The organism is Paenibacillus sp. FSL H3-0333, assembly GCF_038002805.1.
GTDB classification, from domain to species: Bacteria; Bacillota; Bacilli; order Paenibacillales; family Paenibacillaceae; genus Paenibacillus_AQ; species Paenibacillus_AQ silagei.
In genome coordinates this window covers 5,591,656-5,606,949 of the sequence record NZ_JBBODG010000001.1, presented here as the reverse complement: position 1 = coordinate 5,606,949, position 15,294 = coordinate 5,591,656, and the positions used below count along the sequence as shown (strand labels likewise).

The window sequence follows — 15,294 nt, the reverse complement described above, 5'->3', positions numbered from 1 at the left end:
AAGACTAGCCGGATTGCAGTGCAAAGCGGGGACTAATTAAGGTATATCAGGAAGGCGGCGGGTCAGGCGCTACGTTGCGTATCGGCCTTAGGCCAATACACATGCCGCCCGCTGCGGCAGCGCCAGCAGCTGTCCGCAGGTCTCCTGCGGCAGCCGGGCAGCAGAAGCTTCCCCAGCCTCTGCTGTACGGATGAGTCCGGTCTGAACAGCCGGGGGCTTCCCTGGGCCGCTGTCAGCTTTACCCCTCTCTCTTCATGGGATTTCGTCTTTGACGGAATCCTCTTTTTTATGTAAATTACGTTTGAAACTGGAGCAAGTGGGGGTACAATAGAGGAAAATCCTCCATGTAAAGGATCTGAACTCTATGAAAGCAGTCCATAAACGGAATATAACGATTCTGGCCTTGATTGTTTTTCTGGCCGTTCTTGCCATAGAACATAAAGTAAAATCGGAGCCTAAGGCGGTTGCGGTCCTGCAGCAGACGGCGGAACCGGAGACTGGTGCATCTGCCGGACTCAAGGCGCCTCCTTTTACAGTGCAGGAAGGGGATAAGCAATATGGCGTCGACGGGGCAAGGGAGAAGCCGGTGATTCTTAACTTCTGGGCCTCCTGGTGCGATCCTTGCCGGCAGGAGGCTCCTGAGCTGAATAAGCTGGCTATGAAATACAGCAAGGTGCTGGATGTATACGGCATTAACGTGACCAGCCAGGATTACAAGCCTAATGCGGAACGCTTCGTCAAGAAGTACATGCTGACCTTTCCGGTGATGTATGATCTGAAGGGCCAGATCTTCGACAAGTATAACGGGGCGGTGTTCCCGACCAATGTATTGATTGATAAGAACGGAGTCATCAGCGAGATTATTCTGGGGGTCCTGAGCGCAGAGGAATTGGAGAAAAAGATTATTGCGCTGACTGGCTCTTAGCACCCGCGATCAGCCGCATAGTGAAAAGCCCTCCTGCGCGGAGAAAGTTCCGCAGCGGTGGGCTTTTTGGAGTGCATAGAGCGAAGCCAAGGAGGTCAGTGATTGACCAGACCTCTCGGTTCATTGCTGGTCTGGATGTCCTGCTCCAGTGAGATCTGTCCCAGAAGGGCATATCTCATAGAATCGACCAGGGCCTCCCAGCTCGCTTCGATCACATTGCTGGACACGCCTACCGTGTTCCAGGTGTCGCTATAGTCTTTGGATTCAATCAGCACGCGCACCTTCGCGGCAGTCTGGTCCTGTTCATCCAGCACACGTACCTTATAGTCGGAGAGGTGCATATCCTTAAGCTGAGGGAAGTAGGTCTGCAGCGCCTTGCGCAGTGCGTTATCCAGCGCGTTGACCGGTCCGTTGCCTTCGGCGGCGGTGTACAGGCTCTCGCCGCCGACCTTCAGCTTGACGAAGGCCTCGGAGACGACCGGGCGGCCGGCGGTCTTCTCAACCAGCATCTTGAACGACTCGAAGGTGAACAGCTCATTCATCTCGCCGGTCGCTTCCCGGAGCAGCAATTCAAGCGAAGCATCCGCGCCTTCGAACTGATACCCCTGGTGTTCAAGATTCTTGATCTTGTCAATCACCTTGCGCGCCTGCTCGCTGCTTGGATCAAGGCTGAGTCCCATCTCCTGCGCCTTGGACAGCACGTTGCTCTGTCCGGCAAGCTCGGAGACCAGAACACGCTGCTTATTGCCGACCAGCTCAGGGGCGATATGCTCGTACGTCCGTGAATCGCGCAAAATAGCAGATACGTGGATGCCGCCCTTGTGGGCGAATGCGGCTGTGCCGACATAAGGCTGATTCACCGGCATATTCACATTGGCAACCTCGCTGATGAACCGGGCCGTGTTGGTTAACTGCGGCAGGGAATCGCCAGGAATGCAGTGATAGCCCATCTTAAGCTGAAGTGTGGGAATGATGGAACACAGATTAGCATTGCCGCAGCGCTCGCCGTAGCCGTTAATGGTCCCCTGAACCTGCCGGGCACCGGCGCCGATTGCGCTCAGGGTGTTGGCAACCGCAAGCTCACAATCGTTATGTGTATGAATACCGAGCGATGCTTCCGGGAGCAGCACACCGATGCTTGTCACAATATCATGAATCTCCTGCGGCAGGGTGCCGCCGTTCGTATCGCACATCACCAGCCAGTCTGCTCCGGCCTCGCGGGCACGGGTGAGAACAGCAGCGGCGTATTCAGGGTTGTTCTTGAAGCCGTCGAAGAAATGCTCTGCATCGAAGATGACCTCAAGCCCCTTACGCTTCAAATAAGAGATGGAGTCGAAGGTCATGGCCAGGTTCTCTTCCAGGGTGGTCTGCAGGGCAGTATGAACATGGAAGTCCCACGATTTTCCTACCAGGGTAGCCGCCGGAACGCCAGCGTTAATTATCCGCTGCAGCCCCTCGTCCTGCTCAGTTACAGTGTTTTTGCGCCGGGTGCTGCCGAATGCGGTAATCTTGGCATTCAGATGAAGCTCCTGGACTCTTTTGAAAAATTCGATGTCCTTGTTGTTGCTTCCCGGATTGCCGCCTTCGATATAATGGACACCCAGATCGTCGAGTTTCCTGGCAATCTTCAGCTTGTCATCCGCCGACAGACTGATCCCCTCGCCTTGTGTTCCGTCGCGCAGGGTAGTATCGAAGATGGAGATAGACTTAGACATGAGTGTCCTCCTAAAAGTGTTATTAGCCTTCGCATAGGAAATTAATTTTTATATTATAGCATTTTTACGCGGGAAAGTAACAAAGAACTTTTCACCCCGCTGTCACGAGGCGCCTCTCCGGCAAGTTGACCTCCCGCCGGGGTAGAGGTATGCTGACAATAACAATGGAACCCCGAAGATAAGAAGGTGGATGCCATGCAGAGTGTGGATCAATTTTATCCGGCAAGCGGCAGGGTTATTCTGCATGTGGACATGAATGCCTTTTACTGTTCTGTGCATGAGGCGGAAGATCCGGAGCAATATAAAGGCAAGGCGACAGCAGTGGCGGGCAGCGTGGAGGCTAGAAGGGGAATTATCGTCACCTGCTCCTACGCCGCGCGCAGGCTGGGCATCTCCACGGGCATGCAGGTGCAGAAGGCGCTGCGGATTTGTCCTTCCTTAATGCTTATTAAGCCGGATTTCCATCTATACCGCAAGTACTCCAATGCATTCATGCAGATTGCCTACAGCTATACTCCGCTGCTCGAAGCCGTCTCCATAGACGAATGCTATCTCGATATCACCGGCTCCCGCCAATTCGGAACGCCGCCGGAGATTGCCGAGGCGCTACAGCGCCGGATTATGGAGGAGCTGGGTCTGCCTTGCTCCATCGGGATTGCCCCCAACAAGCTACTGGCAAAGATCGCTTCCGATCTGAAGAAGCCCAGCGGCATCTCCGTGCTGCGGCTGCGCGATGTGCCGTCCGTGCTGTGGGACAAGCCGTGCAATGAGATGTTCGGCATTGGCGGCAAGACGGCCGAGAAGCTGCGCAAGCTGGGCATCTACAGCATCGGACAGCTGGCGGCGGCGGATGAGGCGATGCTGGTCGGCCATTTCGGCGTCATGGGCGCCTGGCTGAAGCGGGCGGGGAACGGGATTGATCACGGGATCGTCAATCCTGAGCGGGAGCAGAGCAAATCCATCGGCCATACAACCACGCTGCCGCATGATGTGGTAGGCCTGGCTGAGGCACGCCCGATTCTGCTGAACCTGAGCGATCAGGTTGCGCGGAGGCTGAGGAAGCAGGGGCTGGTTGCAGCGGGGGTACAGCTGACGATCCGCACGCCGGATATGAAGACGATCACCCGCTCCCGCCAGCTTGAGGCTCCCACCGAGAGCGCCGAGGACATTTATAAGGTGGCATGCGACCAGTTCGCGCGCCACTGGAAGGGCGACAAGCCGGTGCGGCTGCTGGGGGTAACGCTCCAGGGGCTGATGCCCAAAGAGGAATCGGCTATTCAGCTGGATCTGTTCGACTACGAACGGCAGCCGAAGAAGGAGTCGCTTAATAAGGCGATGGATATGCTGCGCAACAAGTTCGGCGAGAATGCGGTGCTGACCGCAGGCATGCTGAGCGACAGCCACTCGGCGCGGCTGCGTAACCATAAGGAGCGGGGAACCTCGCTGCAGAAGGATAATCTGGGAGGCGCAGACAAGGATATAGACTTAAGTTAAGGCCCGGCATCAGCGGCTTGGAGCCCCGCAGAGAATGAGGCAATAATGTCAACACATTGAAATTTCATTGAAATTGTATCCTATTTATATTAATATGAGAAAAATAACAGGCTGCGACTGCAGGCTGTATAGTTAAGCGGGAGGCAGAGAAAAAATGGCTAAGTACACTTGGGTCGAGAAGGACACATGCATCGCTTGTGGTGCTTGTGGCGCGACGGCCCCTGATATTTTTGATTATGATGACGAAGGTTTGGCAGAAGTGATCTATGAGAACGACGGCAACCACGGTAATGTAGTGATTCCAGACGACTTGTTCGATGACCTGCAGGATTCAGCTGACGGATGCCCTACAGATTCCATTAAGATTGCAGATTCGCCTTTCAACAAAGAGGGCTAAGCTTCTGCCGTCTTCATAAAGACATCTCCGGACCGTGATAAATGCGGCTTGAGGTGTCTTTTTTTGCGTCCACTGCCGATATACAATAGAAGGTACATACGAATACATAACCATATACCACCAATAGTGGAGGCCAACATGAAGAATGCTCAGCATCTAAAAGTCTATGTACAGATGCATCCGGATAATAAGATGGCATGGTACTTGCTTGGTAAGGAATACTATAAGAACGGGCAGTATGGAAAAGCGAATTACTGCTATAATCAGGCCGGGGAAGTGTATGAGGCATTTGAACGCAGCAAGGTGCCCGCGGATATGCTGCAGCAGTATGAGGAAGGGCTGCTGGAATCGGCCCGAGAACGGCAGACTGCGAGGCTCAGGAAGCGCCGGGTGCTGCTGGCTCTAATGCTGCTGCTGCTCATGCTTATTCCGGCTGCCGTCGCACCGGGAATTCTGCCGGACAGTAAGGGGGCATCTGCGCCGGTCGCGAATATCTCAGCCGTGCTGCCGGAGACAGCAGAAGAGACGCGGGTAAGTCCGCAAGAACCGGCAAGTCTGGATTTCACGGCGGTAGCGGCGGACGCTGCTGCGGGGGGCGGGGGCCTGGCAGCCATCCTGAAGTCGGCGAAGACGCCTTCCGCCACCGCACTGCTCGGTATGAAGCGCTCGGGCAAATGGCTGCTGTGGAAGAAAGGGCTGCCGCTGGGGGCTACTCTTGCCAAGAGCGGAGAAGGGCGTATAGTCTATCAGTCCTATAATCCGGCAGCGTGCGCATGCCAGCCGCCGGATTCGGCGGAGCTTAAGCAGCAGGGGCTGGGCTGGCAGAAGCAGCAGGAGGAGCTGGCTGTGCTCTGGAGTGCGCTGCGTGCGTACAAGAGCAGCAAGGGAGCATATCCCGAAGCGGTACAGGAATTAGTGAAGCCGTTCCCGGCGAACGTGCTGGGCGGCATCACCCCGCTGATGAAGGAAGCCTTCGCACCTCTGCGCAGAGCCGCACGGGGAGAGGCGCCGCTGTTCTCAGCATCTCCGCAGCCGTCCGGCGGCCAAGATGCAGGTATTCCGGGGCAAGAGCAGACGGGCGGCGGAACTCCAACGGCGGGGCCGGGGGAGAAGCTTTTTTTCAAAGAACCGCTTGCTATTATTGTAGATAAGCAAAACCACCGTCTGGCGGTCACCAGCGGCAATGTGATTTTACGGAATTATGCCGTAGGACTCGGCGGAGATAAGACCCCTGAAGGGGAGTTCTTCATTAAGGATAAAGTTGTGAACCCAAACGGGCGCGATAACGGGGAGTTCGGCAGCCGCGGCATGCAGCTCTCGGACAGTAATTATGCGATTCACGGGACGAATGAGCCGGATAGCATCGGCAAGGATGAGTCGCTGGGGTGTATCCGGATGAGCCGGAAGGATGTGGAGGAGCTGTTCGCCATGGTGCCGATGGGCACGAAGGTTCAAATCAGTCAAGGGGTTCTGCCTGAGGAGCTGGTCGTACCGGAGGAACGTTTCCCTTCGGATTCGCCTCGTAATCAGACCAACCCCCATAAAGTATACCATTGGCTGAACTAATTCCCGACAAAGACAAATAAAACGGCGATCAGCGCAATCAGCAGTACCAGACTGGCGCTGATCCACAGAATGGCTTTGCGGTTGACTTCTTCTTTTTTCTGCTGGAGTGTGGGAGGTTTGCGTTTCGTTGACATTTGGTCACCCTTCTTTCTCTCTTATTCTGTGATAACCCTTACATGTGAGGATTGGCGGTGGTGCATGGAACTTGTACCCGCTCCTCTATTCTAGTCTGGATGAAAAGACAAGTCTAGCTGCAATCTCTTACGGTAGGGACTGGCTGGCCGAAGTCTTGGTCTATACAGAGGAATACCGGCTGGAGTATCATAAGGAAGGTTTTATGCAAGTGCGGCAGGGGCGGGGACAATCGCTGCGGCAAAAAACTTTTCTTTTCCCCCGGAAACGGATAAAATTAAGAAGAAACCTATAGATACGGGAGTCGTTATGTCAATTGTGGTTCCCTTAAAGGAGCGAGAACGGTGCTGTATCGACATTTTGGTAAACCGATTTTCTTTAAAATGGACCCGGAGACGGCGCATCATCTCGTCATCGGCGGACTGAATAAAGCAGATCTGGTTCCCGGCGGGAGCGCGGCTATGCGCCTCATGTACGGGGTTCCTGAGACAGCTGACCTTGCGGTGGATCTGTTCGGGGTACATTTCCCGACCCCAGTGGGCTTAGCGGCAGGACTGGATAAGAATGCAGAAGCGGTAGGAGGGTTCTCTTCGATCGGCTTCGGATTTATGGAGGTAGGCACGGTAACTCCGGTAGGCCAGCCCGGCAATGACAGTCCCCGGCTGTTCCGGCTGCTGCCCGACAAGGCGCTCATTAACCGGATGGGCTTCAATAATGAAGGCGCGGAGGCCATGGCTGAACGCCTCAAGAAGCTGAAGAAGCGCAGAATTCCGGTGGCGGTCAATATCGGACGCAACAAGGCCACCCCGAATGAATTGGCACATGAGGATTACCGCAAGTGTATCCGTACGCTGTATCCGTACGGTGATTTTTTTGTGGTCAATATCAGCTCGCCGAATACCCCGGATCTCCGGAGTCTTCAGCATGGCAGCGAGCTCTCGAACCTGCTTAGCGAGGTTAAGGAAGAGATGGAGCTGCAGCGGGCGAAGACGGGCGCCGCGAAGGGGCTGCTGGTCAAGATTGCTCCCGATGTCAGTGACGCTGAGCTGGAATATATGGTACATACCATCACGGAAGCCGGAATGGACGGTATCATTGCCACCAATACGACCCTCTCCCGTGAAGGGCTGCAGAGCGACAAAGCCGGTGAGACGGGCGGGCTGAGCGGCCAGCCGCTGCGCGAACGTTCTACAGAGATTATCCGCAGAATCTATAGCCAGACGGGCGGCAAGCTGCCGATTATCGGGTCGGGAGGGATTTTTACAGCCCAGGATGCTTACGATAAGATACGGGCAGGCGCCAGTCTGGTCGAAATTTATACAGCACTCATCTATGAAGGGCCGGAGGTTAATCGCAGAGTGCATGCCGGACTACGGCAGCTGCTGCGGCGGGACGGCTTCGAGAGGCTCCTTGATGCGGTAGGCGCTGATCATCACTGAAGGATGAATGGACAGGAGGACAAGGCGATGGACGTCAGGGACTGGGGAACTTTTCTGCTTCCTTATGAACAAACGGTGGAGGAATTGAAGGTTAAATTCAAGACGATGCGCTCTGAACTCAAGAAAAGGGAAGAATATACGCCGATTGAATTCGTTACCGGCCGTGTGAAGCGGCTGTCTAGCATACTTGAGAAGGCCAAACGGTTAAATGTAAAAATGGAGGATCTGGAAACGGGCATCGAGGATATCGCCGGCATTCGCATTATGTGCCAGTTCGTCGAGGATATCCGCAGAGTGGCGGAATACATCCGTGCCCGCAAGGATCTTGAAGTGTTATATGAGAAGGACTACATTACCAACTATAAGGAAAGCGGCTACCGCAGTTTCCATATGATCATCCGGTATCCGGTACAGACTGCGCTTGGCCAAAAGATTGTACTGGCTGAAATCCAAATCCGTACACTGGCGATGAACTTCTGGGCAACCATTGAGCATTCGCTGAATTATAAATACCGGGAGAGCCTGCCCGATGAAATGCGGGTGCGCCTGAAGACGGCAGCAGAAGCGGCTTCCATTCTGGACAGCGAGATGTCGAGTATCCGGGAAGAGATTCTGGAGGCCCAGAAGACCTTCGAGGAGAACTCGAACATGACGACCCAACTGCTGAAGGCTATTCATCAGCTGTATTTCTATCATCTTGTGAATGAAGCGATTGAGAGCCAGGAACGATTCAATGCGATCTGGCAGGCTCAGGATATGGATGCGATGAAGGAACTGCTGGACCATGTGCGCGAGTTGCTCTCGAATGCCAAGAAGGGCAGCGAGCCGGATGGCTTATGAGCCGCTGTATCTGGCCTACCTCATCTACTTCAACCGGGACAGGGATTATTTCGAATGTCATGAGGTGCTTGAGGAATTATGGCTGGAAAAGCAGCGTGATCCGTTATACAAAGCTCTGCTGCAGGTGGCAGTCGGGCTGTACCATTTCCGTAATGCCAATGTGCGCGGGGGCTTGATTCTGCTGAAGCAGTCTCATGAAGTACTGGGCAGATATCCGGCGGTGATGCTTGGTATTGATCTGGAGAAGCTGGTCCGGGAAGCGGGAGCGTATGTTGCCCGTCTGGAAGCTTACGAAGATCAGCCCTTTGATTATTATGATCTCACCATCCGCATCGTAGACCCCGTGCTGAAGGAAGAGGTCAGGCTGGCGGCAGAGTCCATTCAGCCTGTGGTGCCCCAGCGGCGCGGACCGCAGCAGCCGGACAGACCGAGGAACAGGCCGGATGGCGCTTGACCATAGTAAGGCTACAACAGGAGCACCCGCAGGGGTGTTCCTGATTATTTGAGCGGGAGGAAGGCATCATGACAGCACAACTGCCCGGAGCTTTCGCGCGGCGTATGAAAGAGCTGCTGGGACCGGAATATGAGCAATTTACAGATACCTATCAGCAGTCACCTTACGGGGGAATCCGTGTCAATACACTGAAAATAACGGTGGACGGGCTGCGGGGGCGCTCCCCCTTCACCCTGGAGCCGATTCCCTGGTGCCCTTCGGGCTTCTATACCGGAGAGGGAGCCAGACCCGGCAAACATCCCTATTATCATGCCGGGCTGTACTATATTCAGGAGCCGAGTGCCATGGCCCCGGTTGAACTGCTGAACGTTCAGCCGGGGGACCGTGTGCTCGATCTGTGCGCAGCCCCGGGCGGTAAATCTACCCAGATTGCCGCCAAGCTGCAAGGCGAAGGCCTGCTGGTCTCGAATGACCTGCATCCTGAACGGACGAAGGCACTCGCCAAGAATCTGGAGCTGTACGGGGTACGGAACGGCATTGTCCTGAATGAGCGCCCGGAGCGGATTGCGGCGGCCTTCCCCCGCTTCTTCGACCGGATTCTGATTGACGCGCCGTGTTCGGGTGAAGGTATGTTCCGCAAGGACGAGGATATGGTCAGACAGTGGGAGCCGGGAACCCCGGACAAATATGCGGAGATGCAGCGTGAGATTCTGCAGACGGCAGCCACGGCGCTGAAGCCGGGCGGAACTATGGTCTACTCGACGTGCACCTTCGCGCCGGAAGAGGACGAGGAACTGGTGGCCGGATTCCTGGCTGGCCATCCGCAGTTCTCGCTGGTTCCCGTAGGCGGAACCGGCCCGTTCGCTGCGGGACTCGGCCCATTGCCGGGTGCGGCGCGGCTGTGGCCGCATAAGGTCAAGGGGGAAGGGCATTTCATGGCTGTATTGCGCCATGACGGAAGTGGCGGACCTGCGAGCGAGGCATTTGAGGCCGGGGCAGCAGAGAATGGAGCTACGGTGACAGACACTTTAGAGAAGGTAAAAGCACGAAATGATAAGAGAGAGAGAAGTCTGTCTGCCGCGCCCCGGAGCACGGCTGCGAAAACAGACTTTCACAGTAAGGCAGTTCCCGGCAGGGCAGATCACGGCCGGGGCGGCAAGGGAGGACGCGGATCTGGACACGGCTCCGGCTCTGGTAGAGCCGGAACGGGTCCAGGTCCGCAGTCACAGCGAACTGGCGGGGAAGCGCTAGCGTTCGCGGTCTATGCGGACTTTATTCAAGAGCTGCTGGGGACACAGCCGCCCGGACATGCCATATGGTTCGGCGATCATCTATATATCTCCCCGTTGCCGCGTGAAGCGCTGGACGGTCTGAAGACGGTTCGGCCGGGCTGGTATGTGGGGCAGATCAAGAGCGGCAGATTTGTTCCCGGTCATCCGCTCGCTACAGCACTGCGTCCTGAGGAATGCAGCCGCTCGGTATCGCTATCCAGCGCCAGCGGGGAAGCGGTGTCCTACCTGAAGGGGGAGACCCTGTCGATCCCCGCAGAGCGCCTGTCCGTTAAGGAAGGACATGCTTACAAAGGCTATACCCTCGTCTGCATCGACGGCTTCAGCGCAGGCTGGGGCAAATGGCAGGACGGGCTGCTGAAGAACGAATATCCCGCAGGCTGGAGGTGGACTTAGAGTATGGCTACAGGAGGAAATGCAAATAAGAAGCAACGGATTGACAAGGTGCTGTCCCACATGGGGATCGGCTCGCGCAGCGATATCCGCAAGCAGGCCAAGCAGGGCCTGATCACAGTAAATGGAGCTGTCGTCAAAGACAGCGGGTTCCATGTAGACCCGCAGCAGGACCGCATAGAGGTTGGCGGGGAGCCGGTCCTCTACCGGGAATTCATCTATCTGATGATGAATAAACCCCCGGGCGTGTTATCCGCCACCGAGGATAAACGGGACCGCACGGTTCTGGACCTGCTGAAGCAGGAGCATGCGCTGTTTGAGCCTTTCCCGGTCGGGCGGCTGGATAAGGATACCGTGGGTCTGCTGCTGCTTACCAATGACGGCAAGCTGGCACATGAGCTGCTGTCCCCGCGCAAGCATGTCCCCAAGACCTACGAGGCCACCGTGGAGGGTGAGGTCGATGCGGCGGATGTGGCTGCTTTTGCCGAGGGTGTTACGCTTGAGGATGGTTATGTGACCCTGCCCGCGCAGCTTAGCATTCTGAGCAGAGAACGGGGCAGCCGTGTGCTGTCGTATATCTCACTCACCATTACGGAAGGCAAATTCCATCAGGTGAAGCGGATGTTCGTAGCTGTCGGGAAGAAGGTAGTGTTCCTGAAGCGGGTGTCGATGGGCGAATTGAAGCTGGACGAGACGCTGCCCGAGGGAGCTTGCCGGGAGCTCACGGCCCGTGAGCTGGAGCTGCTGCGCGGCGGCAGGGCTGCGGAATAGAGGTATACTATACAGAGATAGGATGATGGGGTATGAAATACAAACTGATTGCACTGGATGTAGACGGAACACTGCTGAATGATGATCATCAGCTCAGCGAAGAGAACAAAGCGGCGGTTGCTGAGGTCACGCGTCAGGGCGGGCAGATTGTACTCTGCACAGGGCGCAGTCCGCAGAATTCGATTCCTTTTATGGAGGAGATGGGCTTGTCGGGGTATGTGCTGGGCCATAACGGAGCGGCTACGGTGAGTGTCAAGGACCGTAAGGTACTGCACCAGTACGGGCTGGACGCCAGAGGGCTGGACCCGTATATCGCCTATTGCCGCGAGCGTGATATCCATTTTGATGTGAATACGGCATTTGAGATGTATGTGGATAATGTGGAGAACCTGACGAAGGAAGCCCACTTTATGTATGAGCATTTCCGGATTATGCCTGAATCCCTTCCAGCCTGGGAGGAGTTCCGCGAACCGATTGTGAAATTCACTGTGTTCACACAGTCCGATATTCTGGATGAAGCGCAGCGGGAGTGGGCTACTTGGGGAGAGCAATACAATATTCTGCGCAGCGGAGAGTTCTTCGTTGATCTCATGCACCCGGAATCCTCCAAAGGCAATGCCCTGAAGCATCTGGCAGCTGAGCTTGGCATTCCGCAAGAGCAGGTGCTGTCGATCGGCAACTATTATAATGATATCTCCATGCTGACGTATGCCGGTCTGGGCGTGGCGATGGATAACTCTCCGGTGGAGGTTAAAGCAGCCGCAGATGTGATCACCGGCACCAATAATGAGAACGGTGTGCGCGATGCGCTGGTAAAATATTGTTTGTCTTGATGATGCGAATAACGGAAAAAGCAGCCTGCCCCCTTAAAGGGGGCGGGCTGCTTGAGGTCCGTGTGCTGTGCTGCTTATAGCGGAATTAGACGAACAACGAACGGGAAATGATTACGAGCAATATGAAGAGTACCAAGATCGCACCGGTCGAAGTGAAGCCTACACCTGCACCCATGTCTGATTCCTCCCTTGATTCATGTCTGTTCCCACTTGCCGCCTTAAGTCCGGCGGACCTCCATGGGATAATGACATCATATGCTTGTGAAGGATTCGTGAACTGGTCAGCAGCCTAAACTTCGTCAATATGGGCTGCCCTGATCCGCAGACCCTTGGGCAAATGATTCTTGAGCTGGCCGGAGCTGGCTTTGCCCCAGCCTACGGGCAAGCCGTCTACGGTTACCAGCGTCCAGCCATGCAGGCTTGGCGGAACCGGCAGACTCTCGCCGCGCAGCCAGGCCTGGATCTCCGTGCCGTCCGCAGGCATATCATAGCTGCGCGCCGCCTGATCCGGCCGGAGTGTCATGGCCAGGGCGTGGGCGGGCTCGATCCGGTTTTTCTTAAGATGGGCAATATGCAGTCCGGCACGCGGCACCTTGAGCCCGTCCAGTATCCCGGTGTGCAGCCGCTCATTGAATGCCTCAGGCAGCAGATACAGGGATTCGCCGAAAAGAAGCGGGACGCCGCGATCGGCGAATCCGGGCAGCTCTGCCGCCGCCCAGCTCATGAACTGTTGATAGGCCTCCCTAAGCGTAGCACTTGTCTTCGGACCGTCACTGCCGCGTTCACCGCGCTTGCCCCGGCTCTTGCGCGGAGCAGAATCCGCCGGGTCTGCTGAAGCCGCCTTGTGCAGCAGGGCCACGAAATGCCCTTCGCCCCGCTCCAGATGCGGCCACAGCCGCTTCGTAACGATCAGCTCCATATCGGGATAGGTCTGTACGAAGCGCTCCATCGTCTCCTCATTCTCCTGGCGGTTGAAGGTACAGGTCGAATAGACCATATGGCCGCCAGTCTTCAGCATCAGATAAGCATCCTGCAGAATATCCCACTGTCTGGCTACACAGATCTCCACATGCTTCGGGGACCATTCGTCTATCGCCGCAGGGTCTTTGCGGAACATGCCTTCACCGGAGCAAGGCGCGTCCAGCATAATGCGGTCGAACACCTCAGGGAATCTTTTGGAGAGATCACCAGGAGCTGCGGAAGTAACCAGTGTGTTGCTTATGCCGAGCCGCTCGACGTTTTCTGCCAGGATTTTGGCCCGCTCCGGGTGAATTTCATTGGAGATAAGCAGCCCTTCCCCTTGCATCAGTGCGGCGATATGGGTGGTTTTGCCGCCGGGAGCGGCCGCGAGGTCGAGAACGATCTCTCCGGGAAGCGGCTTCAGCAGCTCGGCTGCGGACATTGCGGAGGGCTCCTGAATATAATATAGTCCGGCGTTATGATACGGATGTCTCCCCGGGCGAGCGGGGTCTTCGTAATAGAAGCCTGACGGACACCATGTTACCTGTGACAGGCCGAATTGTGGGATTGCCTGCTCCGCTGCGGTGCGGCCGGAAGGTGTACTGCTTTTTAAAGTATTGAACCGCAGACCCTGGGTCCGCGCAGCAAGATAGCTCTTCAGAAAAGCGTCCGCCGAATCCCCCAGCATCTCTCTAATATTGGCGGTGTAAGCGGCAGGCAGTCGTTCTTCATTCATAAATCACTCTCCTCTAGTCCAAGTTCAAGATAAGTAAAGCTGTCATCTTAGTTGCTGTTTCTCGTGGATACCGATAAAATTAAGATATGGAACCTTAGCGTACCTATACCTCAGCAGTACCCGAAATTGTAATTGTACATATACACAACTATATCATAATTGCCGGGCTTCACCGTAAATAGGGCAATTGTAAAGGGAGATGTACCTATATGAACTTGCTGCAAGCGCTATTCTTCCCGCCGGAGCAGCCCGGTGGTGTATCTTCTATGATCCCTTATCTCCAGGAACGCTTCCGGTCCAGCCGCTGGGAGATGGATTTGTTCTGGCTGCCCAAGCGCATCCGGGGCAAGGGACGCGAAGACATCGTCTTCGAGACCTTCGACTGGACAGTGTACGGCGAAAGTCCGGTTGTGCAAAAATACATTCAGACCTACCGGGATTACATTTGGTGGACCAAGCTGCGCATGAGCAAAAAATATGATCTGATCCATGCCCATCATCCGATTGCAGGGCTGGCGATGAAGAGAATTTATCCTGATGTTCCCTTGATTCAGACGCTGCACTCCAGCTATGAGCGTGAATTGATTCTGAACGGGTTGATCCGCGAGGGGGGGCTTGAGCATCAGTTCCTGGTCGCGATTTACCGGGAGCTGGAGCAGGTGAGTGACCGGCTGATGACGGTTTCGCGTGCTTTTGCCGATTATGTGACTCCTTATATTGACCAGCCTGACAGCATTGGAGTCATTCCCAACGGATTCGATGAGAAGCGGTTCAAGCCTGTCCCGCATGAGAATGACATTCCGCAGCTGGTCACAGTTACCCGTCTCGTACCGGCCAAAGGCATCGATATTCTGTTCAAGGCCTGTGCCGAGCTGAAGAAGCGGGGGCATGAATATGTGCTGCATATCATCGGGGACGGACCGAGCCGGGCGGAGCTGGAGCAGCTTGCGCAGAAGCTGGGCATCTATAATGAGACTATTTTTTACGGCTATACGCTGCATCCTGAGGAATTCATGCCGTTCTTCGATATCTTCGTATTGCCTTCGCGGGCGGAGGCGTTTGGTTCGGTGTTTGCCGAGGCTGCGCTGAGCTGTCTGGCGCTGGTCGGGACGAATGTGGGCGGTATTCCCGAGCAGATTGAGGACGGGGTGAACGGGCTGCTGGTGAATCCGGATGATGAGCTGGGACTGGCAGATGCCCTGGAAAAAGTGATCACGGACCCCGGCTACCGCTATGAGCTGTCGCGTTCGGCCTGGGATAAAGCAAAGAGCCTCTACTCCCTGACCCGTGTAGCCAATGAGCTGAAGAAAACCTATCTGCAGTTCCAGCCGGGAATGAAGGGGTGAGGCT

At 55.6% G+C, this 15,294-nt stretch carries 15 protein-coding genes; 11 read left to right on the top strand and 4 right to left on the bottom strand.

Annotated elements, in window-relative coordinates; genetic code table 11:
* The first annotated feature begins 364 nt into the window (after positions 1 to 364).
* On the top strand, positions 365 to 925 hold the full coding sequence (locus MHH78_RS24865; protein WP_076078437.1) for a TlpA family protein disulfide reductase: 561 nt from the start codon (positions 365 to 367) through the stop codon (positions 923 to 925).
* Between the two features lie 95 nt (positions 926 to 1,020).
* Here the strand turns inward: MHH78_RS24865 and cimA are convergent, their stop codons facing one another.
* The gene (gene cimA / locus MHH78_RS24860) at positions 1,021 to 2,640 is read right to left on the bottom strand and encodes a citramalate synthase (RefSeq protein WP_036725192.1); all 1,620 of its coding nucleotides are present in this window, start codon (positions 2,638 to 2,640) and stop codon (positions 1,021 to 1,023) included.
* 195 nt (positions 2,641 to 2,835) lie between these two features.
* Between cimA and MHH78_RS24855 the strand changes: the two genes are divergently transcribed.
* The 3 genes from MHH78_RS24855 (at position 2,836) to MHH78_RS24845 (ending at position 6,097) form a co-directional block, all read left to right on the top strand.
* On the top strand, positions 2,836 to 4,134 hold the full coding sequence (locus tag MHH78_RS24855) for a DNA polymerase IV (RefSeq protein ID WP_076078440.1): 1,299 nt from the start codon (positions 2,836 to 2,838) through the stop codon (positions 4,132 to 4,134).
* A 154-nt stretch (positions 4,135 to 4,288) separates the two neighbouring features.
* Positions 4,289 to 4,531 (top strand): ferredoxin, encoded by a 243-nt coding sequence (locus tag MHH78_RS24850; RefSeq protein ID WP_076078441.1) that lies wholly within the window; start codon positions 4,289 to 4,291, stop codon positions 4,529 to 4,531.
* A 138-nt stretch (positions 4,532 to 4,669) separates the two neighbouring features.
* Positions 4,670 to 6,097: a L,D-transpeptidase family protein gene (locus MHH78_RS24845; protein ID WP_341169163.1), complete on the top strand. Its 1,428-nt coding sequence runs from the start codon at positions 4,670 to 4,672 to the stop codon at positions 6,095 to 6,097.
* Here MHH78_RS24845 and MHH78_RS24840 read toward each other — a convergent pair.
* Positions 6,094 to 6,231, bottom strand: a complete 138-nt coding sequence (locus MHH78_RS24840) for a hypothetical protein (protein ID WP_200869536.1) — start codon at positions 6,229 to 6,231, stop codon at positions 6,094 to 6,096. The two genes, MHH78_RS24845 and MHH78_RS24840, sit on opposite strands and share 4 nt — an antisense overlap.
* Positions 6,232 to 6,573: 342 nt before the next feature.
* On the opposite strand from MHH78_RS24840, the gene MHH78_RS24835 reads away from it, so the two are divergent.
* The 6 genes from MHH78_RS24835 to MHH78_RS24810 all read left to right on the top strand — a co-directional run bounded on the left by MHH78_RS24835 (position 6,574) and on the right by MHH78_RS24810 (position 12,248).
* A complete protein-coding gene (locus MHH78_RS24835) occupies positions 6,574 to 7,668 on the top strand; it encodes a quinone-dependent dihydroorotate dehydrogenase (RefSeq protein WP_076078446.1) in 1,095 nt (364 codons plus the stop codon).
* Between the two features lie 27 nt (positions 7,669 to 7,695).
* Positions 7,696 to 8,508: a GTP pyrophosphokinase gene (locus tag MHH78_RS24830; protein ID WP_036725183.1), complete on the top strand. Its 813-nt coding sequence runs from the start codon at positions 7,696 to 7,698 to the stop codon at positions 8,506 to 8,508.
* Positions 8,498 to 8,962, top strand: coding sequence for a DUF309 domain-containing protein (locus MHH78_RS24825; protein ID WP_341169162.1), 465 nt, complete (start codon positions 8,498 to 8,500; stop codon positions 8,960 to 8,962). Before MHH78_RS24830 ends, MHH78_RS24825 begins: the two co-directional genes overlap by 11 nt.
* A 68-nt stretch (positions 8,963 to 9,030) precedes the next feature.
* Entirely contained in the window at positions 9,031 to 10,647 is a 1,617-nt protein-coding gene (locus MHH78_RS24820; protein ID WP_341169161.1) for an RsmB/NOP family class I SAM-dependent RNA methyltransferase, read from the top strand.
* Positions 10,648 to 10,650: 3 nt separating this feature from the next.
* A complete protein-coding gene (locus MHH78_RS24815) occupies positions 10,651 to 11,415 on the top strand; it encodes a pseudouridine synthase (RefSeq protein ID WP_076078451.1) in 765 nt (254 codons plus the stop codon).
* A gap of 32 nt (positions 11,416 to 11,447) precedes the next feature.
* Positions 11,448 to 12,248, top strand: coding sequence for a Cof-type HAD-IIB family hydrolase (locus tag MHH78_RS24810; protein ID WP_076078453.1), 801 nt, complete (start codon positions 11,448 to 11,450; stop codon positions 12,246 to 12,248).
* 85 nt (positions 12,249 to 12,333) lie between these two features.
* Here the strand turns inward: MHH78_RS24810 and MHH78_RS24805 are convergent, their stop codons facing one another.
* Both MHH78_RS24805 and MHH78_RS24800 read right to left on the bottom strand, forming a co-directional pair.
* On the bottom strand, positions 12,334 to 12,423 hold the full coding sequence (locus tag MHH78_RS24805) for a sporulation protein YjcZ (RefSeq protein ID WP_143803672.1): 90 nt from the start codon (positions 12,421 to 12,423) through the stop codon (positions 12,334 to 12,336).
* 114 nt (positions 12,424 to 12,537) lie between these two features.
* A complete protein-coding gene (locus MHH78_RS24800; RefSeq protein WP_341169160.1) occupies positions 12,538 to 13,944 on the bottom strand; it encodes an RsmB/NOP family class I SAM-dependent RNA methyltransferase in 1,407 nt (468 codons plus the stop codon).
* Positions 13,945 to 14,153: 209 nt separating this feature from the next.
* Here MHH78_RS24800 and MHH78_RS24795 point away from each other — a divergent pair, with 209 nt between their 5' ends.
* The gene (locus MHH78_RS24795; protein ID WP_076078456.1) at positions 14,154 to 15,290 is read left to right on the top strand and encodes a glycosyltransferase family 4 protein; all 1,137 of its coding nucleotides are present in this window, start codon (positions 14,154 to 14,156) and stop codon (positions 15,288 to 15,290) included.
* Positions 15,291 to 15,294 lie beyond the last annotated feature (4 nt).